The 21,669-nt window shown below is 72.9% G+C and carries 21 protein-coding genes; 7 read left to right on the top strand and 14 right to left on the bottom strand.

Features of this window, described 5'->3' with window-relative positions; genetic code table 11:
• Positions 1-147: 147 nt before the first annotated feature.
• From ABGB14_RS40100 to ABGB14_RS40090, 3 genes are read right to left on the bottom strand one after another with little or no spacing between them, the layout of a single operon-like run.
• Positions 148-1,041: a hypothetical protein gene (locus ABGB14_RS40100; RefSeq protein ID WP_347649091.1), complete on the bottom strand. Its 894-nt coding sequence runs from the start codon at positions 1,039-1,041 to the stop codon at positions 148-150.
• On the bottom strand, positions 1,038-2,261 hold the full coding sequence (locus tag ABGB14_RS40095; protein ID WP_347649090.1) for a HAMP domain-containing sensor histidine kinase: 1,224 nt from the start codon (positions 2,259-2,261) through the stop codon (positions 1,038-1,040). Before ABGB14_RS40095 ends, ABGB14_RS40100 begins: the two co-directional genes overlap by 4 nt.
• Positions 2,258-2,920: a response regulator transcription factor gene (locus ABGB14_RS40090; RefSeq protein ID WP_347649089.1), complete on the bottom strand. Its 663-nt coding sequence runs from the start codon at positions 2,918-2,920 to the stop codon at positions 2,258-2,260. Before ABGB14_RS40090 ends, ABGB14_RS40095 begins: the two co-directional genes overlap by 4 nt.
• 136 nt (positions 2,921-3,056) lie before the next feature.
• Between ABGB14_RS40090 and ABGB14_RS40085 the strand changes: the two genes are divergently transcribed.
• From ABGB14_RS40085 to ABGB14_RS40075, 3 genes are all read left to right on the top strand, one after another.
• On the top strand, positions 3,057-3,557 hold the full coding sequence (locus tag ABGB14_RS40085; protein ID WP_347649088.1) for a DUF5666 domain-containing protein: 501 nt from the start codon (positions 3,057-3,059) through the stop codon (positions 3,555-3,557).
• Between the two features lie 113 nt (positions 3,558-3,670).
• Positions 3,671-4,441, top strand: coding sequence for an aminoglycoside phosphotransferase family protein (locus ABGB14_RS40080; protein WP_347649087.1), 771 nt, complete (start codon positions 3,671-3,673; stop codon positions 4,439-4,441).
• 94 nt (positions 4,442-4,535) lie between these two features.
• On the top strand, positions 4,536-4,841 hold the full coding sequence (locus ABGB14_RS40075) for an antitoxin (protein ID WP_347649086.1): 306 nt from the start codon (positions 4,536-4,538) through the stop codon (positions 4,839-4,841).
• 6 nt (positions 4,842-4,847) lie between these two features.
• On the opposite strand, the gene ABGB14_RS40070 is transcribed toward ABGB14_RS40075, so the two are convergent.
• Entirely contained in the window at positions 4,848-5,651 is an 804-nt protein-coding gene (locus ABGB14_RS40070) for an MBL fold metallo-hydrolase (RefSeq protein WP_347649085.1), read from the bottom strand.
• 9 nt (positions 5,652-5,660) lie between these two features.
• Entirely contained in the window at positions 5,661-6,983 is a 1,323-nt protein-coding gene (locus ABGB14_RS40065) for an MFS transporter (protein ID WP_347649084.1), read from the bottom strand.
• A 136-nt stretch (positions 6,984-7,119) separates the two neighbouring features.
• Here ABGB14_RS40065 and ABGB14_RS40060 point away from each other — a divergent pair, with 136 nt between their 5' ends.
• Positions 7,120-8,601 carry a cobyric acid synthase gene (locus ABGB14_RS40060; RefSeq protein ID WP_347649083.1) on the top strand — a complete coding sequence of 494 codons (1,482 nt, stop codon included), beginning with the start codon at positions 7,120-7,122 and terminating at the stop codon, positions 8,599-8,601.
• Positions 8,602-8,632: 31 nt separating this feature from the next.
• Here the strand turns inward: ABGB14_RS40060 and ABGB14_RS40055 are convergent, their stop codons facing one another.
• The 6 genes from ABGB14_RS40055 to ABGB14_RS40030 form a co-directional block, all read right to left on the bottom strand.
• Positions 8,633-9,517, bottom strand: a complete 885-nt coding sequence (locus ABGB14_RS40055) for an SDR family NAD(P)-dependent oxidoreductase (RefSeq protein ID WP_347649082.1) — start codon at positions 9,515-9,517, stop codon at positions 8,633-8,635.
• A gap of 192 nt (positions 9,518-9,709) precedes the next feature.
• Positions 9,710-10,201: a LysE family translocator gene (locus ABGB14_RS40050; protein ID WP_347649081.1), complete on the bottom strand. Its 492-nt coding sequence runs from the start codon at positions 10,199-10,201 to the stop codon at positions 9,710-9,712.
• The gene (locus ABGB14_RS40045) at positions 10,198-10,326 is read right to left on the bottom strand and encodes a hypothetical protein (RefSeq protein ID WP_347649080.1); all 129 of its coding nucleotides are present in this window, start codon (positions 10,324-10,326) and stop codon (positions 10,198-10,200) included. The genes ABGB14_RS40050 and ABGB14_RS40045 overlap by 4 nt, the downstream gene beginning before the upstream one ends.
• 5 nt (positions 10,327-10,331) lie before the next feature.
• On the bottom strand, positions 10,332-11,279 hold the full coding sequence (locus tag ABGB14_RS40040; RefSeq protein WP_347649079.1) for a quinone oxidoreductase: 948 nt from the start codon (positions 11,277-11,279) through the stop codon (positions 10,332-10,334).
• 134 nt (positions 11,280-11,413) lie between these two features.
• The gene (locus ABGB14_RS40035) at positions 11,414-12,313 is read right to left on the bottom strand and encodes a virginiamycin B lyase (RefSeq protein WP_347649078.1); all 900 of its coding nucleotides are present in this window, start codon (positions 12,311-12,313) and stop codon (positions 11,414-11,416) included.
• Positions 12,307-13,887 (bottom strand): ABC-F family ATP-binding cassette domain-containing protein, encoded by a 1,581-nt coding sequence (locus tag ABGB14_RS40030; protein ID WP_347649077.1) that lies wholly within the window; start codon positions 13,885-13,887, stop codon positions 12,307-12,309. Before ABGB14_RS40030 ends, ABGB14_RS40035 begins: the two co-directional genes overlap by 7 nt.
• Positions 13,888-14,045: 158 nt before the next feature.
• Between ABGB14_RS40030 and ABGB14_RS40025 the strand changes: the two genes are divergently transcribed.
• A complete protein-coding gene (locus ABGB14_RS40025) occupies positions 14,046-14,594 on the top strand; it encodes a TetR/AcrR family transcriptional regulator (RefSeq protein WP_347649076.1) in 549 nt (182 codons plus the stop codon).
• 30 nt (positions 14,595-14,624) lie between these two features.
• On the opposite strand, the gene ABGB14_RS40020 is transcribed toward ABGB14_RS40025, so the two are convergent.
• Positions 14,625-16,253 (bottom strand): protein kinase, encoded by a 1,629-nt coding sequence (locus ABGB14_RS40020; RefSeq protein WP_347649075.1) that lies wholly within the window; start codon positions 16,251-16,253, stop codon positions 14,625-14,627.
• 6 nt (positions 16,254-16,259) lie between these two features.
• Positions 16,260-17,174 (bottom strand): hypothetical protein, encoded by a 915-nt coding sequence (locus ABGB14_RS40015; protein ID WP_347649074.1) that lies wholly within the window; start codon positions 17,172-17,174, stop codon positions 16,260-16,262.
• Positions 17,175-17,377: 203 nt separating this feature from the next.
• Here ABGB14_RS40015 and ABGB14_RS40010 point away from each other — a divergent pair, with 203 nt between their 5' ends.
• Complete coding sequence (locus ABGB14_RS40010; RefSeq protein WP_132506970.1) at positions 17,378-17,644, top strand: DUF6504 family protein; 267 nt, start codon at positions 17,378-17,380, stop codon at positions 17,642-17,644.
• A complete protein-coding gene (gene dnaE, locus ABGB14_RS40005; protein WP_347649073.1) occupies positions 17,644-21,282 on the top strand; it encodes a DNA polymerase III subunit alpha in 3,639 nt (1,212 codons plus the stop codon). Before ABGB14_RS40010 ends, dnaE begins: the two co-directional genes overlap by 1 nt.
• Here dnaE and ABGB14_RS40000 read toward each other — a convergent pair.
• The gene (locus ABGB14_RS40000) at positions 21,279-21,620 is read right to left on the bottom strand and encodes a hypothetical protein (protein WP_347649144.1); all 342 of its coding nucleotides are present in this window, start codon (positions 21,618-21,620) and stop codon (positions 21,279-21,281) included. The genes dnaE and ABGB14_RS40000 overlap by 4 nt on opposite strands.
• Positions 21,621-21,669: the final 49 nt, after the last annotated feature.

The following is a 21,669-nucleotide window of genomic DNA, read 5'->3' as shown; positions in this document are numbered from 1 at the left end:
GCGTGCGGTCACGACTTCACGGCGCCCGCCATCCCCTCAAGGTGAAGACGAGCGGGAGGAAGAAGGCGTTCCACGTGGCGAGGATCATCAGCGGGGTGACCGTGGCGGTGACGGGCATCGCGAGGGGAAGCACGCGGGGGAAATCGGTTACTGCGCGGGCCGGTCGTCCGCCACCCCGTACGTGGCCGCCCGGAACAGGAAGGAAGCCCACGAGCGGTACGGCCGCCACGCCTCGGCCAGCCTCCGGTACGCGGCGGGCGGCGCGTCCTCCGGCAGGCCGTACGCCTCCCGCAGGATCGCGAACAGGCGCGGCTCGTCACCGGGGAACGCGTCGGGCGCGCCGGCGCCGCGGATCAGGATGAGACCTGCCGAGAACGGCCCGACCCCGGGCAGGTCACGGAGCTCGGCCAGGGCGTCCGCGGGGGAGAGCGAGCGCAGGTGCTCGGTGGTGAGCACGCCGTCGAGCGCCGCGCGGGCCAGGCCGCGCAGCCACTCCTCCTTCTGGCCCGGCAGGCCGAGACCGCCGGCGTCCAGCAGGGACACGGGCGGCGGAAAGGCCGCGTACGCCCGCCCGTCCACGGTGACCCGGGCGCCGTGACGCTCGGCGATGCGCTGCTTGAGCCGGGAGGCGATGACCATCGACGACCGCTGCACGATCATCGCCCAGCAGGCCGCCTCCCACGGGGTCCAGAAGCACACCGGCCGCAGGCCCGGGCTGCGCCGCTGCAGGTCGCCGAGCACCGGGTCGGCCTCGCCGAGCTTGGCGAAGCCGGAGCCGTCGACGTCGAGGGAGAGGATGCGCGCCACCTCGTCCCGGATGTCCGGCCCGGCGGGGCGGGTGGTGGTGACGGTGACCCCGCCGGGCGCGGCCCTCGCGGTCACCCCGATCGGCAGCCAGTCCGCCTCCGCGTTGTAGGCGAAGCGCAGCGAGCGGCCGTCGGACGGCAGCGCGCTGGTCGCCGGCCACTCCTCGACGAAGCGCAGCGAGGCGCCGAAGTCGAACGGGCCCTCGGCGGTGAGCGTGAAGTCGTACGTGGTCATGCGCGAATGGTAGGGGCGGCACGCGCGTCCTTCGCAGCCGGCACGGGGGCGTGGGCGGCCCGCGGCAGGGTGACCGACACCTCGAGGCCGCCTCCCTCCCGGGCCCTGGCGGCGTAGCGGCCCAGGTGGGCGTGGGTGATCGCGGCGACGATGGACAGTCCGAGCCCGTGCCCCTGCCCTGCCCCGCGGGCCCGGTCGGGAGCGTGCCTGCGGAACGGCTCGAAGAGCGCGGCCACCGCCTCGGGGGCGACGCGCGCGCCGCCGTTGGCGACGTGCAGCGTCACCGAGCCGGGACCGGCCTCCGTGCGCACGTCGATCCAGCCGCCTTCGACGTTGTGGCGGACCGCGTTCTCGACGAGGTTGCCGGCCAGCCGTTCCAGCAGCACGGGATCGCCTGACAGGGGAGCGGGGGCGAGCGCGTGCGCGAGCCGCAGGCCCTTGAGCTCGATGTCGCCGGCCGCCGCCGCCAGGGCGTCCTGTACGGCCGCCGCGAGATCGGCGGGCTGGTAGCGCTCGATCCCGCGCTCGCTGCGGGCGAGGGTGAGCAGGCTGGCGATGAGGTGCTCGTGGCGCCGGGTCGCGGCGCGGATCCGCCGGGCCATGGTCAGCAGCGACTCCAGCGAAGGGCGCGCGAGCGCGACGTCGACGGCGGCGCGCTGCACGGTGAGCGGGGTCCGCAGCTCGTGCGAGGCGTTGGCGACGAAGCGGCGCTGCGCCTCGAACGCCGCGGCCAGCCTGCCGAGCATGGCGTCGATCGTGTCGGCGAGTTCCTTCAGCTCGTCGCGCGGGCCGCGCAGGTTGATGCGCTCGTCGAGGTTGTGCGTCGACAACCGCCGCGCGGCCGCGGTGATGTCGCGCAGCGGGCCCAGCACCCGTCCCGCCATCACCCACCCGAGCGCCGTCGCGACGACCGACACGAGCGCGAGAGCGAGCACGGACTGCGTGAGCAGCTCGCTGAGCGCCTCGGCCCGCTGCTGGGCGAGCGCCTCGACGATCCGTTCCCGGATGGATCCGGGATCGTTCGGGTGAGGGGTCAGGACGGGCGGATCCGGCCGGGGGACGCCCCGGCCGCGCGCCTGCAACTGCTGCGCGAACAGCCCGTACGTGATCGTGAGAAGCAGCACGCCGACCGCCACGAACAGCCCGCCGTACAGCACGGTCAGGCGCAGCCGGATGGTGGCGGCGGGACGCAGCCGGGCGATCGACCCCGCCGCCGTCATGGCCGGCCGATCCGGTAGCCGGCGCCGGGCACGGTGTCGATGACGCCCGGCTCGCCGAGCTTGCGGCGCAGGCGCATCATCGTGACCCTGACGGTGTTGGTGAACGGGTCGGCGTGGGCGTCCCAGACCCGTTCCAGCAGTTCCTCGCTGGTGACGACGGCTCCGCGCGCGCCCAGCAGCACTTCCAGCACGCCGAACTCCTTGAGCGTCAGGTCCAGGGGCCGCCGGGCGCGGGTGGCCACGCGGCGCGCGGTGTCCACGGTGAGGTCGCCGTGCGCCAGCACGGGCGGGAGCGCCGGGTTGGACCGCCGCGCCAGCGCGCGGATCCGCGCCACCAGCTCGGCGAAGGCGAACGGCTTGGCCAGGTAGTCGTCGGCGCCCAGGTCGAGCCCCTCGACCCGGTCGCCGAGCGTGCCCGCCGCGGTGAGCATGAGCACCCGCGGGTGGGCGCCGCCCGCCACCAGCTCCGCGCACACCTGGTCGCCGTGCACGTCCGGCAGGTCGCGGTCCAGCACGACGACGTCGTACCGGTTGACCGCGAGCTGCTCCAGCGCGCTCGCCCCGCCGAACGCCGCGTCCACCGCCATGCCCTCGGCCCGGAGCCCTTCGAGCAGGATCTCCACCAGATCCGCCTGGTCCTCCACGACCAGCACCCGCATCGCCACCTCCGCCGCGCGTCGCCTCTGCCTGTCCACCCTGGCCGCGACCCGATAACACGGGTGTAACGCCCGCGGTGTTACGCCCGTGTTAGCGCCGCCGCCGGAGACTGCCTGGCGACCGACAAGGAGGAACCACATGAAACATCTGGTGGCCGTCGCGACGGCGGCCGTACTCGTGGGAGGGCTCGGCAGCGCGGCGTACGCCGCGACGCCGGGCGTCACCCCGTCCCCGGCCTTCTCCGCGCACCCGCCGAAACGGGGCGAGGTGCTGTACGGCGAGACCGTGACGCGCGACGACGACGGCCGGACGACGGTGCGCAACCACCAGCGGGGCCGGATCACCGAGGTCGCGGGCACGTCGATGACGGTCAGGAGCGCCGACGGCACCAGCTGGACCTGGGTGCTCGACGGCGACACCGAGGTGCGCGCGGACGGGAAGGACGACGCGTCCGTGGCCGACCTGAAGGCGGGCGACGACGTCATGGTCGCCGGCACGCGCGCGGGCGGCAGGCGGACCGCGTCCTTCGTGACGAGTCCGCCGCCGGACCTCGGCGAGCTGCGGGAACGCCTGAAGGACCTGCGGAGGGGAGGCCTGCCGCACCCGCGTGGCCTGGACCTGCCCGCGTTCCGGTCGTGACGGCGGCCCCGTGGCGCGGCGGTTCCGCTCCCGCCGCGCCACGGGGCGACGTCCCGCGATCGGCATGGCATCGTGAGACTCCCGGATGGCCGAGGAGAGGAGCCCGCGTTCCCATGGCCGAGGAGATCGTGCTGCAGGACACGCCGCATCGCCGGGTGGTGCGGGTGGGCGACACCGTGCGCAGGCCGGTCCAGCCGTGGACGCCGGCGGTCCACGCGCTGCTCCGGCATCTGGAGGATGCCGGGTTCCCCTACGCGCCGCGGGTGCTCGGGATCGACGAGCAGGGACGCGAGGTCCTCACCTACCTGGAGGGCGAGTCCGGGCCGCGGAGCTGGGCGAAGGTGGTCGGCGACGCCGGGCTGGAGGCGTGCGCCCGGCTGTTGCGCGCCTACCACGACGCGGTCGCCGGCTTCGATCCGCCGCAGGAGCTCGTCTGGCACACGGGGCAGCGCGGGCTCGACGGCGGCGAGGTGGTCTGCCACGGCGACTTCGGGCCGTGGAACATCGTCTGGCAGGGGGACGTCCCCGTCGGGATCCTCGACTGGGACTACGCCCGGCCGGCGGAGCGCCTGTACGACGTCGCCTACGCCCTGGAATACCTCGCGCCCTTCCGCGACGACGCCGAGTGCCTGCGCTGGTTGCGTTACCCCGAGCCGCCCGACCGCCGCCACCGGATGGAGTCGTTCGCCGCCGCCTACGGCCTCGCCGGCGCCGCCGGCCTGGCCGACCGGGTGGTCGAGGTCCAGCGGGGCGTGGCCGCCCTCGTCCGCACGATGGCGGAAGCGGGGCACCAGCCGCAGGCCCGGTGGGTCGAGGAGGGGTATCTCGACGAGGTGGGCCGCAGGATCGCCTGGAGCGTGGCCAACCGGCCGCTGTTCGACTGACGCGGACGGCGGCAAACCCGATGACCTGGGAGAACATCATGCGTTTCGGTCCGGGTAGAGGGCGACCGTAGCCTGAAGAAACGGGGAATCGGTCATGAGCCGCATCGGAGAATGGCTGAAGAAGGCGGAGAACCTGGCCAGGGGGCACTCCAAGCAGGCCGACCAGGTGCTCGACCGCGCCGAGCAGTACGCCAAGGAGCGCACCGGGCACAAGTACGACGACCAGATCAGCAAGGGAGCCGACGCGGTGCAGCAGCGCTACGGCGGCGGAGGCGCCGCGGGCTCGGAGGAGGAGCAGCGGCGCGCCCAGCAGGGGCCGGAGCAGGGGCAGGCCCAGGAGCAGGCCCAGGAGCAGGCGCAGCCGGGCTCGCAGGAGCAGCGCAGGCCGCCGCAGGGCTGAGGGCGCTCAGCGTTCCTCGACGAAGCCGAGATAACGCTCGGCCGAGCGGCGCACGGCCGCCGCGCCGTCCGTGTGGACGACGCGGTTCCACCAGCCGCCGTAGACCCGGTCGAACGCGTACGGCTCCAGCAGCGACAGGGCGCGGCGCACGGTGTGCGGGCGTTCGGGGATGTAGTTGGGATAGCTGTACATGAAGCTCACCCAGCGACGGTCCTGGACGACCTGGACGATGTCGCCCGAGAACAGGGCGCCGTCGCCGTCCGACCAGTGCAGCACCTGCCCGCCCGCGAAGTGCACTCCCGCGTTGACCAGCGTCAGGCCGTCCGCGATCTGGTGGGTGTCGCCCTCCCAGAGGACCACGGCGTCGTCGGGGCGGGCCACCCACTGACGGTCGGCGGCGTGGATGTAGATCGGGACGTCGCCGAAGGCCCGGGACCATTCGATCATGGAACCGTAGAAGTGGGGGTGGCTGATCGCGATGGCCGCCAGCCCGCCCAGCTCCCTGACCTCGGCGATCAGCTGGTCGTCCAGGTAGGAGACCATGTCCCACATGACGTTGCCCGCCGGTGTGCGGACGAGGAGGGCGCGCTGGCCGATGGCCGTGGGTGGGGCGGTGCCGATGCCCACCACGCCGGGGCCCTCCTCCGCCACACGTCCGCGATGGCCCTCGTCCGCCAGCCCGGCCATGGTCGTCCACTGCTGGCCGTCCCATCCCACGTACTGGCGTTCGTCCTCGCAGATCGGGCAGTCGGCGCGCGGCTCGCCGTACTGGACGCCGCAGGTGCGGCAGATGGGCAGGTCGGACGGCATCTGTCCAGCCTAGGGCCGGCGGGCGGCGTCCTCCAGGACCCGGCGCGCGTCGCGCTCGAACGACGCCCGTGCCCCGAGCGTGAGCAGGCCGCCCACGACCATCGGGATCACCAGCAGGTACATGCCGGACACCAGCGAGCCGAGCCGGTCCGAGGCGATGCCGACGATGAGCGAGCCGAAGGCGCCGCCCGCCGTGATGAGCAGCTGCAGCACCGCGAAGCCGAGGCCCCGCGCGGCGGCCGGCACCACGTCGGCCACGCACGCCATCATGTTGGGGATCGCGATCGACATCAGGGAGCAGGCCAGCAGCACGAGCGCCGTCAGCGCGCCGATCGAGTCCATCGACAGCGCGAGCGCCAGCACCAGTGAGCCCGCGGTGATGCCGCCGCCGCCCGCGAGCAGCCGGCCGCCCTTGCGGCTGCCGTGCCACTTGCGGCCCAGCCACGAGCCCACCAGGGTGCCCGTCAGCGTGCCCGCGACCGTGATCAGGCCGCTCAGCGAGCCGGCGGTGCCCACGCCGACGTCGAAGCCGCGCACCATGAGCGTGGGCAGCCAGTAGAAGATGCCGGCCAGGCCGAGGGTGAGGAAGGACAGCCCGATGCAGACGAAGATCAGCGTGGGGATGGCCAGCACCTGCCTGAACTGCCGCCAGAACGGCGGCTTCGGCTCCGCCGCGGGTGCGGCGGGGGCGGGCTCGCCCTGGGCCACCAGCCGGTCCAGCTCGCCGCGGCGCGGCTCGCGCAGGAACCAGACCAGCAGTGCCGTGAGGACGCCGGGGACGACCATGACGAGGAACGCCGTGCGCCACGAGAACATCTCGGCCAGCACGCCGCCGAGCAGCGTGCCGACGCCGCCGAGGTAGGTGGTGACGCGGGTCAGCCCGTACGCCTTGGCGCGGCTGACCGGCGGGTAGTAGTCGGCGAGCAGGCTGCCGGCGGCCGGGTTGTCGATGTTCTCGGCCGCGGCCAGGAGCACCCGCATCAGGTAGAAGATGACGAAGCCGGTGGCCAGACCGGAGCCGAGCGTGGCGATGGCCCAGACGAAGACGACCACCGCGATGATCCGCGTACGGCTGAACCGGTCGGCCAGGTAGCCGGCGGGCAGCGACACGATCGCGGCGGCCAGGGCGGCGGCCGTCGGGATGGAGCCGGCGGCGGTGTCGCTGAAGCCCCATTCGCGCTGGACGAGGGGGAGCACGCCCGACAGGAGGTTGTGCTCGATGCGGTCGACGAGTCCGACGATGAACAGAACGATCAGCGGTGCCCAGCCGAATGGCGCGCGGGCCTGCGCGTCGATGGCGCCGGAGCGTGGCGAGCCCAACGTACCGACCATGCCCACCCTTTCCCTAGGGAACTCTAGAATTGCGTTCTAGGGTGATGTTCTAGCCAGAGTGGCAGAAGTCACAGCATTCGTAAATGGGGGGTTTCGCGGAAATTTCGTGATCGGTCGGCTCCGGTACGGTGCTCGCATGGTCAAGGGAGCGTTGCTGGTCGCGGGCACCACGTCCGACGCGGGCAAGAGCGTCGTCACCGCCGGCATCTGCCGCTGGCTCGCCCGCCGGGGCGTCCGCGTCGCGCCGTTCAAGGCCCAGAACATGTCGCTCAACTCGTACGTCACCGCCGAGGGCGCCGAGATCGGCCGGGCACAGGCCATGCAGGCGCAGGCCGCCGGCGTCGAGCCCGTCGCGGACATGAACCCCGTCCTGCTCAAGCCGGGCAGCGACCGCCGCAGCCAGGTCGTGCTCATGGGCAGCCCGGTCGCGGACGTCGACGCGATGGAGTACGGCGCGCTCAAGGACCTGCTCCGCACCACGGCGCTGGAGGCGCTGGGCAGGCTCAGGAAGCAGTACGACGTGGTGGTGTGCGAGGGCGCGGGCAGCCCCGCCGAGATCAACCTGCGCCGCGGCGACATCGCCAACATGGGCCTGGCCAGGGCCGCGAACCTGCCCGTGATCGTGGTCGGCGACATCGACAGGGGAGGGGTGTTCGCCGCGTTCTACGGCACGGTGGGGCTCCTGGACGCTGCCGATCAATCCCACATCGCAGGATTTGTCGTGAACAAGTTCCGCGGCGCCCCCGAACTGCTGCAGCCCGGTCTCGACATGCTCGGACGGCTGACCGGACGCCCGGTCTACGGCGTGCTGCCGTGGCTCGACGGGCTCTGGCTCGACGTGGAGGACTCGCTGGCCCTCGACGGCCGCAGGGTCGCCGCCGGCCCGCCACACGGCCGGCAAACCCTGCGGGTGGCGGTCGTACGGCTGCCCAGGATCTCGAACTTCACCGACCTGGACGCCCTGGCCGCCGAGCCGGGGGTGGTGGTGCGTTTCGTGACCGACCCGGTCGAGCTGGACGACGCCGACCTGGTGGTGCTGCCCGGATCCAGGGCCACCGTCGACGACCTGGCGTGGCTGCGCGCGACCGGCCTGGCGGCGGCGATCAGCGAGAGGGAGGGGCCCGTGCTGGGCATCTGCGGCGGGTTCCAGATGCTCGGGCGGGAGATCGTCGACACGGTCGAATCAGGCGCGGGCCGGGTCGAAGGGCTGGGGCGGCTGCCGGTGCGGGTCGAGTTCGCGCAGGACAAGCGGCTCGGCCGGCCGGAGGGCGTCGCGTACGGGCAGCCCGTACGCGCGTACGAGATCCATCACGGCCGGGCGACCGTGGAGGGAGGCGAGCCGTTCCTCGACGGGTGCCGGGCCGGTCACGTCTGGGGCACCACCTGGCACGGCGCCCTGGAGAACGACGGGTTCCGCCGCGCCTTCCTGGCCGACGTGGCCGATCGCGCCGGGCGGGCCTTCGTGCCGGCTCCGGGCACCGACTTCGCCCGGCTGAGGGAAGAACGGCTCGACGCGCTGGCCGACCTCGTCGAGCGGCACCTCGACACCGCCGCCCTGCTCCGGCTCATCGAGCACGGCCCTCCGGAGGTGCCCGTCCTGCCCCCGGGCGCCCCTTGAGCCACCCGCGAGGGCTCTCGCCGGGGGGCGTTCACGGTTCATGGACCGCGCCGCGGACGTGGTCCAGGTCTCCCTCGACCGGGGAGGTCGCGGGCATGGCCGCCAGGATGGCCTGGGTCCGGGCGGTGATGAGGTCGATCCCCGCGCGGTCGGTGAGCACGTACAGGTCATTCGCCCGGATGGCCCCGATCACGAGCTCGCCGACGGTGTCGGCGGGGACGCCGAACCGCGCCACGGCGGCGTCGATCCTGGGCATGAGCTGGTCGATCCTGTCCTGGGCCCGCCTGAGTTCGGGGCCGCCATGCTGGGTGGCGACCAGGGAGCGGGAGGACCGGGCGATGTTCGAGGCGACACCGCCGGGACACAGGACCGTGACGCCGACGGGATGCCCCGCCGTCTCGAGCTGGTGACGCAGCGACTCGGACAGGCCCACGACGGCGAACTTCGACGAGGTGTACATCGGGCCGACTCCCGCGCCGATCAACCCGGCGGCGGAGGCGGTGTTCACGATGTGCGCGGGCCCGCCGCGGCGGAGCATGCGGGGCAGAAAGGTCTGGACACCGTTGACGACCCCGCCGAGGTTGATGTCCAGGGCGAGGTCCCACAACTCGTAGGTCATGTCCGCGGGCCGCTCCGGGAACGCCAGCCCGGCGTTGTTGCACAGCACCGTGACCGGGCCGAGCCGCGCTTCGGCCTCGTCCGCCGCGCGAGCGTAGGCCTCGCGGTCGCGTACGTCGAGAGGGAAGGCGGCCACCTCGGTCAGCTCGGCCAGCTCGGCGGCGGCCTCGCCGAGCGCGGCGTCGTCGATGTCGGCTATGGCGAGCCTGCCGCCCTGGCGGGCGAGGGCACGGGCGATGCCGAGGCCGATGCCTTGCGCTGCTCCGGTGATGAACGACGTGGTGTTCGGGAAGTCCATGCCCGCACCCTAACACCAGAGTAGAGAGTCTCTACTTTTATAGACCCTATAATGCGATGTTCGGCGAACGAGACGCTCGACCGGTGGGTCGCAGCCGAGCGTCGTTCGCGGTCCGGGGTGCGGTCCGCCGGGCATGGGCAGGGCGTGCCGGCTACCTGCGTACCTCCCGCACCTGGACGAAGGCCGCGCAGATCAGTCGGTGAACGCCAGGCGTACGCCGAAGCCGACGATGACGACGCCGGTCAGCCGGTCGAGGAACCGCCGCACGCCGGGCGAGCGCAGGAACCCGCTCATCATCGACGCGAACCAGATCAGCACGACGCTCCACAGCAGCCCCTCGACCACGTGCACCCCGGCCAGCAGCAATCCCATGACCGCGTGCGGCGCCTCCTCCGGGATGAACTGCGGCAACATGGCCACGTAGAAGACGCCGACCTTGGGATTGAGCAGGTTGGTCACCAGCCCGCGGCCGAACCCCTTCCTGAACCCGGCAGCCTGCTGCTCCGGCAGCGCATGCGCGCCCGCCCCGGTCAGGATCATGCGCAGGCCCATCCACACGAGGTAGGCCACACCCGCCCAGCGCAGCACCTGGTAGGCCGTCTCCGAGGCCGCCAGCAGCGCCGACAGGCCCGCCGCCGTGAGCACACCCCAGATCAGGGTGCCGAATTGGATGCCCAGCGTCACTCCCCAGGCCGGCCCCGGCCCGCCAGCAACGACGTCCGGAGGATGAGGGCCGTGTCGAGGCCCGGGGTGAGCGTGAGCAGGGCGACCACGGCGGCGAAGGATAATACCGATCCAGCGATGTCCATGCCCGTCAGGGTAGGAGGAGGAGCTTTCCAGTCGTGCGGCGGGCCGCGAGGTCTTCGTGGGCCTGACGCGCCTCGGCCAGCGGGTAGCGGCGCGAGATGGTGATCGGGAGCTGCCCCGCCGAGATCCAGCCGAACAGGTCGGACGCGCGTTGCAGCAGCTCCTCGCGCCGCGCGATGTGGTGCACGAGCGTGGGCCTGGTGAGGAAGAGCGAGCCCTTCTGGTTGAGCGTCTGGGGATCGAGCGGCGGGACCGGGCCGCTGGCGGCGCCGTACAGGGCCATGAGGCCGCGCGGCCGCAGGACCTCCAGGCCGCCGTCGAAGGTCGTTCTGCCGACCCCGTCGTACACGACGTCGATCTTGCCGCGCAGGGCGTCGGTGAAGTCGTCGTAGCCCAGCACCTCGTCGGCGCCCGCCTGCCGGGCCAGCTTGGCCTTCTCGTCGGTGGAGACCGTCGTGTGGACCGTGGCGCCCTTGAGCTTGGCCAGCCGGATCAGCAGCTGGCCCATGCCGCCCGCCCCTGCGTGAACGAGCACCTGGTCGCCCTCGCCCACCTCGTGGGTGGAGTGGGTGAGGTAGTGGGCCGTCATCCCCTGGAGCATCGCCGCCGTCGCCACGTCGGCCGGCACGCCGTCGGGCACCGGCACCGCACGGGCCGCCGGCACCACCACCTTGCCGCTGTAACTTCCCATGACGTCAGCCCAGGCCACGGTGTCACCCACGGCGAGGTCGCGCACCCCTGGCCCCACGGCCGAGACCGTGCCGGCGCCCTCCAGACCGATGGACGTCGGAAGGTTGAGCGGGTAGGCGCCGGATCGATGGTAGATGTCGATGAAGTTGACCCCGGCTGCGGCGACGTCGACCACGACCTCGCCCTCACCCGGCACCGGGTCGGGACGCTCGGCGTACTCGAGAACCTCTGGGCCGCCCTGGGCGGAAACGACGATGCTCTGCATGCCCCTAGTCAACTCCCTCGCCGCCGCTCCGATCCAACCGGCCCCGTCCGGGAGGGGACGGGACCCGCCCGCTGACAGGGCCCGCACAGCAGGCACGGACGGGGGCGGGCCGGCCAGGAACCGAACCGCGGGGGTCAGGCCGGCGGTGCCGGGGACATGCGGGCCAGGGCGCCCGCCTCCAGCGCCACCCAGATCGCCCCGTCGGGCCCGACCGTCAGCCCGTGCGGCTCGCCCTTGCACACGCCGTCAGGCCCGTGGGCGAGATCCTCAGGAAGGCGGGGGAGCGGATGGTGATCGATGACGCCGTCGATCGTGATGCGGCCGAGGCGGCCGGCGGCCCATTCGGTGAACCAGAGGGCGCCGTCGGGGCCGGTGATGATGGCGTGCGGGCGGGCCTCCCGGTCGGGAAGGGCGAACTCGCTGATGTCGCCGGCGGTGTCGATCCGGCCGATCTGGCCCGCGCCGATCTCCACGAACCACAGCGCCCCGTCGGGCCCCGGCGTGATGCCCACCGGCGCGCCGCCCTCCGTGGGGAGCGGGTGAACGGTCACCTTGCCGTCCATCGACACGCGGCCGATGGCGTTGCCCTGGTTGATCGTGAACCAGAGGGCGTCGTCGGGCCCCGCCGTGAGGAATGCGGGCATGCCGCCCTCCACCGGCACCTGGAACTCGCTCAGCGTCCCGTCGGCCGCGATGCGCCCGATCCTGCCGCTCTGCATCTGGGTGAACCACATGGCGCCGTCGGGGCCCGCGACGATGCCGTAGGGGGAGTCGGCCGCGTGCGCCGTCACCTGCCCGTCGGCGGTGATGCGGCAGACCCGCCCGCCCTTGCCCTCGGTGAACCACAGGTCCCCGCCGGGACCCGGCGTGATCACGGTCGGCAGGCCGTCGGCCGGGTCGAGCTGGTGGATCACCGGCTCCTGGCCGGGCACCAGCCTGCCGACGCGCCCTTCGTGGACGAGCGTGAACCACAGGGCTCCGTCCGCCCCTGCCGTGATGCCGTACGGTGCGCCGGCACTGATCCTGGTCAACATATGGTTCCCCCGATGAGTTCGATGTCGTCGCCTCGGAAGCGCCGGGCGAGGGCGCGGTCGTGTGACACCACGACGAGCGTGCCGTCGTAGGCGTCGAGTGCCTGCTCCAGCTCCTCGGCCAGCACCGGCGACAGGTGGTTGGTCGGCTCGTCGAGCAGCAGCAGGTCGTGCTCCCGCCCCAGCAGCCTGGCCAGCGCGAGCCTGCGCTGCTGCCCGACCGACAGGGCGCCCGCCTTCTGGTCGAGGGTGTGCGGCCGGAAGAGGCCGGTGGCCAGCAGGGCGGCCCTGCGCTCGTCGGCGTAGCCGATGCCGTAGGCGTCGAGCACGGTCTGGCCCGGGTCGAACGTGACCTCCTGCGGCAGGAATCCGACCCCGCTCCCCGCGTGCTCGGCGATGGTCTGCAGCAGCGTGGACTTGCCCGCGCCGTTGGGGCCCCGGACCAGCAGGCGGTCACCGGCCCTGATCGTCAGCGAGTCGACCCGCAGCCGCTCGCCGACGCGTACGTCGCGCAGCTCCACGACCACGCGGGCCGCCGCGGCCACGGCCGGGCCGGAGGAGACGGTTGCCGCCGGCGCGGTGTCGTGCTCGCCCGCCGCGGCGCCGGAGGGCATGCGTGCCGTCGGCGCGCCGCCGAAGGTGCCGCGGAAGCGCAGCGGCTCCGGCGGGCGTGGGACCGGGTCGGCCTCCAGCCGGCGCAGCCGCTCGTGGGCGTTGCGGACCCGGCTGGCGACCGAGCTCTGCACCCGCCCAGCGTCGCGGTCGTAGGCCACCTTGTTGTTGTCGCGCATCACCCGCCCGGCGGCCACCCGGTGCGCCGTGGTGGCCGCGCGCTCGCGCACCTGGCGCACCTCCTCGCACCACGCCGCGTAGGACTGCTCCCAGCGCGCCCTGGCCGCCGCCTTGGCGGCGAGGAAACCGGTGTAGCCGCCGCCGAACCGGGTGATGGCGCCCCGCTCGACCTCGAGCACCGCCGTCGCCACCCGGTCGAGGAAGATCCGGTCGTGGGACACGGCGACCACCGCGCCCCTGTGCTCGCGCAGGCGGTCCTCGAGCCAGGCGAGCGCCGGCGCGTCGAGGTGGTTGGTCGGCTCGTCGAGCAGCAGCACGCGGGGCGAGGCGGCCAGCACGCAGGCCAGGCCGAGCCGCGCCTGCTCGCCGCCCGACAGGCTCGACAACACCCGGTCGCGGCCCACGCGGGCCAGGCCCAGCCCGTGGAACGCCTTGTCCACCCGCGCGTCCGCCTGGTAGCCGCCGCGCAGTTCGTACGCCGTGAGCAGCTCGCCGTACTCGCCCATGACTTCGTCAGTGAGTGACGACTCCAGCTCGCGCATCCGGCGCTCCATGGCGCGCAGGCCGGCCAGCGCGGCGTCGATCGCCTGCTGCACCGTGTGGGACGGCGGCAGGCCGAGCGTCTGGCCGAGGTAGCCGGCGTCGTCGGGCACGGTGACCTCGCCGTCGTCGGGCGCCTCGACCCCGGCCAGCAGCCGGAGGAGCGTGGACTTGCCCGAGCCGTTGTCGCCGACGACGCCCACCCGCTCGCCGGGGCCCACGGACATGGACGCGTCGACGAGCACGGCGCGATCGCCGTAGGCCTTGGAAACTCTGCGGAGGCTGATCAGGATAGAACTCCAATCGCAACTGATGTAGCTTTAGTGTGGCATGCGGGGGACAGTTAATGCAACTGGAGTAGATTTTGCAGTCGAACAAGCGTCCAGGAGGGCGGAGCGCGCGCGTGCGTGACGCCGTACGCAGGGCGACGCTCGCCGAGCTGGGCGAGCGCGGCTACGCGGGCCTGACGGTGGAGAACATCGCCGAGCGGTCAGGGGTGCACAAGACGACGGTCTACCGGAGATGGGGCAACGTCGAAGGGCTGATCTCCGACGCTCTCGAGCTGGCCACGGACGAGCCGTGGCCCGTTCCCGACACCGGTTCGATCGAAGGCGATCTGCGGGGCATCGTGCAGTTGGTGCGCACCGGGTTCGACGATCCGGAGCTGGGGCCGGTCTCGTCGGCGTTCGTGGCGGCCGCCATGCAGAATCCCGGCGCGGCGCGGGCACTGCACGAGTTCTTCGAGGCGCGGCACGAGCAGTCGGCCGAGGTGGTCAGGCGGGCGATCACGCGGGGGGAGCTGCCCGACGTCATCGACGTGCGCGAGGTGATCAGGGTCGCGGTCGCCCCCGTCTACTACCGGCTGTTCGTCGCGCACGAGCCGGTGACCGAGCAGGACGCCGACCGCGCCGCCGACGCCGCGCTCGCCGCCGCCCGCGCCGGCGTCCTCTGAGCGGGGCCACGGCCCGCTGAACGGGCGCGCTCAGGGCTCCTTCTGGGCGCGCAGCTCGAAGTCGTCGAACGTCGTCTTCAGCAGCGACGTGCCGTCCTTCGCCGTACGCGCGAACAACCCCACATTGCCGTTGCCGATCCCGTTGGGGTCGTCCACCTGGTGCACCCGCTGGTCGTTCACCCACATCGTCAGCCGCACCGCCGTCCCCCGCTGCTCGCACGACGCCACGATGCGGGCGGGCTTGCCGGGCAGCCCGTCGACCTGCACCGGCTGGGCCAGCGTGCCGCCGGCGCCGTCGAAGATGCGCCGGATCCTGGCCTGCCCCTTCGTGTCGAGCCCGAACTCGTAGTAGGTGCTGTCCTCGGGGTTGTGGCAGTAGACGCCGTACTCGCCGGCGCCCGCGGACTTCTTGACCTCGGAGGTGACGGCGACCACGACGGACGACGGCAACATCGGCGTGGGCGTGGCCGAGGGGTCGGGCGTGGTCGTGGGCTCGGCGACGAGGAAGGGGATGGGCGCCTCCGCCCAGCGCTCCTCGTTGTACTTCTCCACGTCCAGCCCGTAGGTGCCGTCCGTGCGATATCCGTAGCTGGAGCTCTGGTCCGGGTCGTAGGTGCCGTTCCAGCCGCCGCTGGTCTGCGTGAAGTCCTCGCGGTAGAGGACGCGCAGGTCGTCGGGCGGCCCATCGGCGCCGAGCAGCGCCCACGCGGTCACCCCGCCGGCCACGACCAGCGCCGTGGCCGCCGCGATCCCCGCGATCAGCTTGCCGCGCCCCTTCGCCGCGCCCGGCCGCACGCCGGTGTAGGCGGCGGTGGCGGCCTGCTGCCAGGTCACCTGTACGGTCTGCGCCGCCTGCTCCGGCGCGGCCGAGCGCCCGACGAGATGGTCGAGCAGCTGCTGCGCGGTCGGCCGGGCGGCCGGGTCCTTCCGCAGCGCGGCGCCGACCAGCTCGCGCAGGCCGGGTTCGACGGCGTCGAGGTTCGGCTCGGTGTTGAGGACCTGGTAGACGATCGACGGCAGCGTGTCGCCGCCGAAGGGCGCCCGCCCGCTGGCCGCGTACGCCACCAGGCACCCCCACGAGAACACGTCGCAGGCCGGCGACACCGGATCGCCGCGCAGCACCTCGGGGGCCATGTAGCGGGGTGTGCCGACCAGCTCGCCGGTGCCCGTGACGCCGCCGAGCGTGTCGAGCGCCCGCGCGATGCCGAAGTCGATCACCCGCGGGCCGACGGGGGACAGCAGCACGTTGGACGGCTTGAGGTCTCTGTGCACGACCCCGGCGCCGTGGATGGCGGTGAGCGCGGTGGCGACGCTGACGGCCAGCGCGTCGAGGCTGGACCCGCGCAGCGGCCCTGACCGGTGTACGGCCTCCTCGAGGTTGGGGCCGGGCACGTATTCGGTGACGACGTAGAGCTGGTCGCCGTCGAGAGCGGCCTCGATCACCGCGGCCGTGCAGAACCTGCGCACCCGCCGGGCGGCGTCGGCCTCCCGGCGGAACCGCATGCGGAACTGCTCGTGCTGGGTGAGCTCCGGATTGATCACTTTGACGGCGACGCGCTGCCCGGCGGGATCCTCGGCCAGGTGGACCGTGCCCATCCCGCCTCGGCCCAGCACGTTCAGCAGCCGGTAGCGCCCGATCTGGGATGTTTCACCGCTCACGCCGCGCTAGCTTACCGATACCGGCCTGCTTGGCGTAGATCCGTAGAAATCCCGTGTGCGCCTCGCGTACGCCAGCGCCGCCACGGCCAGCCCGGCGCCCCACACGAGGTAGGCGGGTACGGCGACCCAGTAGAACGCCTCCGGCAGGCCGCCCGCGCCGAACGGGACGCGCCCGCTGAGCCGTTCGGCCACCATCTGCCCGAGCCCGACCCCGAAGTACGCGAGCAGCCCGCCCGACACGGCGACGCCCGGCCACAACACCAGCCGGCGCGGCACGGAGCGGCCGGCGAGCCCGGGTACCCAGCGCGGCCACACCCGCCCCCACCGGTGCACGAGCGCCAGCGGCAACACGGTCCCACCCAGCAGGAACCCGGTCTCGAACACCGCCGTCCCGCTTGCGAGGGGGGTGTTCCCGAAGCCGACCGCCGCCTGCGCCGCCACCCGCGTCAGGAAGCCGCCGACGGCGGCGTAGGCGCCCGCGTACGCCCAGAGCGGCGTGTGGTCCAGCCCTTTGAGCTCCACGGGCCGGTACGCCCGCGCGGCCCGCCACACCAGCAGCCCGCAGCCGACGCAGGCCGCCTTGCCGGCGGCGCCCAGCGGATGGACCGGGATCCCGGACCCGGGGACGACCGTGCCGACGACGTCGAGCAGCAGCAGAGCCCCCGACACCACGAACGCGCCGCCCACTGCCCACGCCACGGCGGCGAGCGCCGTCCTGGCCGGGGCGGCCGGACGGACGGTCATCATGGCCACGAGCGTCCCCGCCGCCGCGCCGCACAGGGCCACGGCTCCCCAGCCGGTGAAGACGACCAGGTCGGGACCGATCGGCGACAGGCGCTGCGGCATGTGCCCGAGCTGCCAGTAGACCCGGAGCCCTCCGTAGAGGAGCACGGACGCGAGGGCGGCGGAGAGCTTCCTCATGGCCGCCATCCTGCGACGGCCCCGCCGGCCAGCGCCTCCCCATGAGGGGGCGTTCCCTTCCCCCGTACGGGGGAAGAAGGGCCGCCTCGGGGCAGGGGCGAACGACTTGCGTTTCTGGCGCTGAGAACATATGTTCGATAGGTAAGCGCCCGCCTTCCCCCGGGCGGCTCCACATACAGACCAGAGCCGCGGGGAGAAGCGTCTTGAGCAGACTCTATGGCGATCCGATAGAGGTGTGGACCAGGGACGGGGAGCCGACCCAGTTCGTCTGGCGCGACCGCCTCTATCTCGTGCGCCGGATCCTCGACCACTGGGTGGTCGCGCGCGAGTGGTGGAAGACCGGCGAGGGCGATCCGGGCGAGCGCCGGTTCTGGCGGGTCGAGGCGGGCCCCGGCAGAGAGGTGGGCTCCTACGAGCTGCGCTACGACACCGCCGGCAACGGCTGGCTGCTGCTGAGGGCGTGGGACTGATGGCGCCCCCGTTCCCGCACCTCAACGTGTGCTCGGCCTACTCCATGCGCTACGGCACCGCCTTCCCCCGCGCGCTGGCGAGCCGGGCGGCCGAGCACGGCATGGACATCCTGGCGCTGACCGACCGCGACGGGCTCTACGGCGCGATCAAACACGTCCAGGCGTGCGCCGAGGCCGGCATCGCGCCGGTGCTGGGCGTCAACCTCGCGCTCGACGTCCCGGCGCCCAGCCTGCTGCCGGGGCTGCCGCCACCCCGCCGCCCCAGGACCGGCCCAGGCGCGGAGGACCGCGTCACGGTGCTGGCCCGCGGTGGCGGCTGGTCCCGCCTGTGCCGCCTGGTCACGGCCGCCCACCACGCCGGCGACGGAGCTCGGCGGGGCGCGCCCAGGCTGACCCGCGAGCTGGCCGGCGAGTGGGCGGGCGGGCCGGGCGGCGAGCACGGGTTCGGCGCCGACGACGGGCTCGTGGTGCTCCTCGGCCCCAGGTCCGACGTGGGCCGCGCGGTGGCCGAACGCCGCGACGAGCAGGCCAGGACGCTGCTCGGCCTGTGGCGCGCCGCGGTGCCCGGCGTGGTGATCGAGCTGGTCGACCAGTACGGCTTTCGCGACGCCATCACGGCCGTGCGCATGCTCGGCCTGGCCGAGTCGACGGGCGTGCCGGCCGTGCTGACCAACGCCGCCCGCTACCTCGATCCGGCCGACCACCAGGTCGGCGACGTGCTCGACGCGGCCCGCCAGCTCGTCCCGCTGCACCCTCGCCACCTCGACCGCACCACCTCCCACGCCTACCTCAAGAGCGGCAAGGAGATGGCTCAGGTCGCGGCCAAGGTCTGCGGCGCCGACCAGGAGCGGGTGGCGAAGGTGTGGCTCACCACCAGGCGGCTGGCCGAGGCGTGCGCGATCGACCCGAACCGGCTGCTCGCGCTCCGGAACGACCCGCCCGACCTGCACCTGCCCGAGATCGGCCGCGACCCGGTGCCGCTGCTGCGCCACCGCGTCGAGGACGGCCTGCTCGCGCGCGGCCTCGACCGCTCCGCCGAGGCCAGGCGGCGCCTCCAGGACGAGCTGGCCATCATCGAGAAGAAGCGCCTGTCCGGATATTTCATCGCCGTGGCCGGCATCACCGACATGATCCGCGGCATGGGCATCCGCTGCGCCATCCGCGGCTCGGGAGCGGGCAGCCTGGTCAACCACCTCATCGGCATCGGCGAGGTCAACCCGCTCGACCACGGCCTGCTCATGGAGCGTTTCCTGTCGGAGGGCCGCATCGGGCTGCCCGACATCGACATCGACGTCGAGTCGGCCCGCCGCCTCGACTGCTACAAAGCCATCTTCGAGCGCTACGGCGAGGCGCGCGTGGCCTGCGTGTCCATGATGGAGACCTACCGGGCGCGCAGCGCCATCCGCGACGTCGCCGGCGCGATGGGCCTGCCGCCGCACGAGATCGACGCCATCGCCAAGGCGTTCCCGCACATCAGGGCCAAGCAGATCACCGCGTCGCTGAACGACCTGCCCGAGCTGCGCGAGAGCCGGCTCGGCGACGCGGGGCTGGAGCGGGTGTTCCGGCTGGCGGAGAAGCTCGACGGCCTGCCCAGGCACATCGCGCTGCACCCGTGCGGCGTGCTGGTCGGCAACGCGGGGTTGCGCGACAGGACGCCGGTGGAGCGCAGCCTGCTGGAGTTCCCCATGTCGCAGTTCGACAAGGAGGACGTCGAGGAGGCCGGGCTGCTCAAGCTCGACGTGCTGGGCGTGCGGATGCAGTCGGCGCTGGCGTACGCGCTGGGCGAGATCAAGCGGGTGGACGACGTCGTGGTCGAGCTGGACACCCAGCGGGGGGACGACCCGGAGGCCCAGTACGTCCCCCACGACGACCAGGACACCTACGACATGATCAGCGCCGGCCGCACCCTCGGCTGCTTCCAGATCGAGTCGCCCGGGCAGCGCGAGCTGGTCGCCAAGCTGGAGCCGCGCAGGATGCACGATCTGATCGTGGACATCTCGCTGTTCCGTCCCGGCCCGGTCAACTCCGACATGGTCACCCCCTACCTGGAGGCCAGGCACGGGTGGCGCAAGCCGTACTACCCGCACGAGAGGCTGCGGGGAGCGCTGAAGGAGACGCACGGCGTCGTGGTGTTCCACGAGCAGGTGCTCAGGATCATCTCGGTGATGACCGGGCGCGACCTGTCGTTCGCCGAGCTGCTGCGGCGCACCCTGGACACCCCGGAGGGGCGCGAACGGGTACGCAGGACGTTCGTGCCCATGGCCAGGGCCAACGGGTTCGGCGACGCGGCCGTCGAGCGGGCCTGGAAGGTGCTGGACGCGTTCGGGGCGTTCGGGTTCTGCAAGGCGCACGCGGCGGCGTTCGCGCTGCCCACCTACCAGTCGGCCTGGCTGAAGCGGCACCACGCGGCGGCGTTCTTCGCCGGCGTGCTCACGCACGAGCCCGGCATGTACCCACCGCGCGTCATCATCGACGAGGCCAGGCAGTGCGGCGTCAAGATCCTGCCGCTCGACGTCAACCGGTCGGGAAAGGACTGGCTGGTCGAGCGGCTCGGGCCGCGCGTGCGGGTGCGCGTGCGCCCGTCCGAGCTGGGCGACGGCCCGGCCGGGCGGCGGGGCTTCCGCCAGGAGGAGATCGGCAAGGGGTACGCGTTGCGGGTGCCGTTCTCGGCGGTCAAGGGGGTGAGCGAGGCGGAGGTCGAGCGGATGGTCGCCGGCCAGCCGTACACCTCGCTGGCCGACTTCTGGGACCGCGCCCGGCCCTCCCGGCCCACGATCGAGCGGATCGTCCAGGTCGGCGGCCTGGACGCGCTCCACGACCTGCACCCCGGCGGGCCCCGCTGGCGTCCGGGCGAGCTGACCCGCCGCGACCTGATCGCCCAGGTCGGCGCGCTCGACCGGGTCTCGGCGATCGGCGTGCGGGCGGGCCCGCCCAGGTCCAGGCGCTACGCCGCCCCGCCCTCCCGGGAGGAACACCCGTCCGTGCAGCTCCCGCTCGGTTTCGGCGAGCACCTCCCGCCGGGCGAGCTGCCCGAGATGACGGAGACCGAGATGGTCGAGGCCGAGCTGGAGATCCTGGGCATCGACGTCAGCCGGCACGTCATCAGCTTCCACGACGAGCTGCTCGACGCGCTCGGAGTGGTACGTTCCAGAGAGCTTCTCGCCCAGCGCAACGGCGCGGAGGTGCTGGTCGCGGGGGTCAAGGTGGCGACCCAGACGCCTGCCGTGCGCTCGGGCCAGCGGGTCATCTTCGCCACGCTCGACGACTCGACGGGGCCGGTCGACCTGACGTTCTTCGAGTCGGTGCAGGGGCGGTGCGCGTCGATCGTGTTCGGCTCGTGGCTCATGCTGGCCAGGGGAGTGGTCAGGCGCACGGGCACGCGGGCGGTGTCGATGCGCGCGGTCGACTGCTGGAACCTGGTGGATCTCGACGCGCTCTGGCGCTCCCAGGGCATCGAGGCGGTCCGCGCCGTCATCACCCGCACCCCGGACGACCACGCTGGGGTCGGGGGCCGCGCCATCGAATATGCCAACGGGTTCAGGCTCTCGCCCTACTCCGACCTCGCCCCGGCCGTCACCGAACCGCCCAGGCGGCTCTGGCACGCCAGCCCGGGAAGCTCGGGCCCCACCGCCGCCTAGGCCGATGTCTCCTGAAGAACCCGGCAAAGCGGCCTGAGCCGGCTCACCGGGCTCGCCATGCCCGGGAACTTGTAGTCGACGGTCGCGATGTCCGGGATCTTCAGCCGCTCCGCCATCGCCAACACGATCCCGTCCACGTAGCCCAATGGTCCTGACACGAGCCGCTTGGACAGCTCTGTCGCGCGGGCACGGTCCACTGGAACAGGCGAAACGATCTCAAAATCCCCGCCATGGGAGTGGGACTCCACGGCTTCGAGGAACTGCACCTCCAACGTGGGGCCGTTGCGCACGTTGTTACGCAGAAAACCGCATACCTCGCCGAGCACCGGCTCCGGAATGACGAGTCGGCCTTCGGCCCTGCCATTCGGCTAGCAATCGACTGCAACC

Source organism: Nonomuraea sp. B10E15, assembly GCF_039871615.1.
GTDB lineage: Bacteria > Actinomycetota > Actinomycetes > Streptosporangiales > Streptosporangiaceae > Nonomuraea.
The sequence above is the reverse complement of the archived record's forward strand: the minus strand, read 5'-3'. Positions and strand labels throughout refer to the sequence as shown.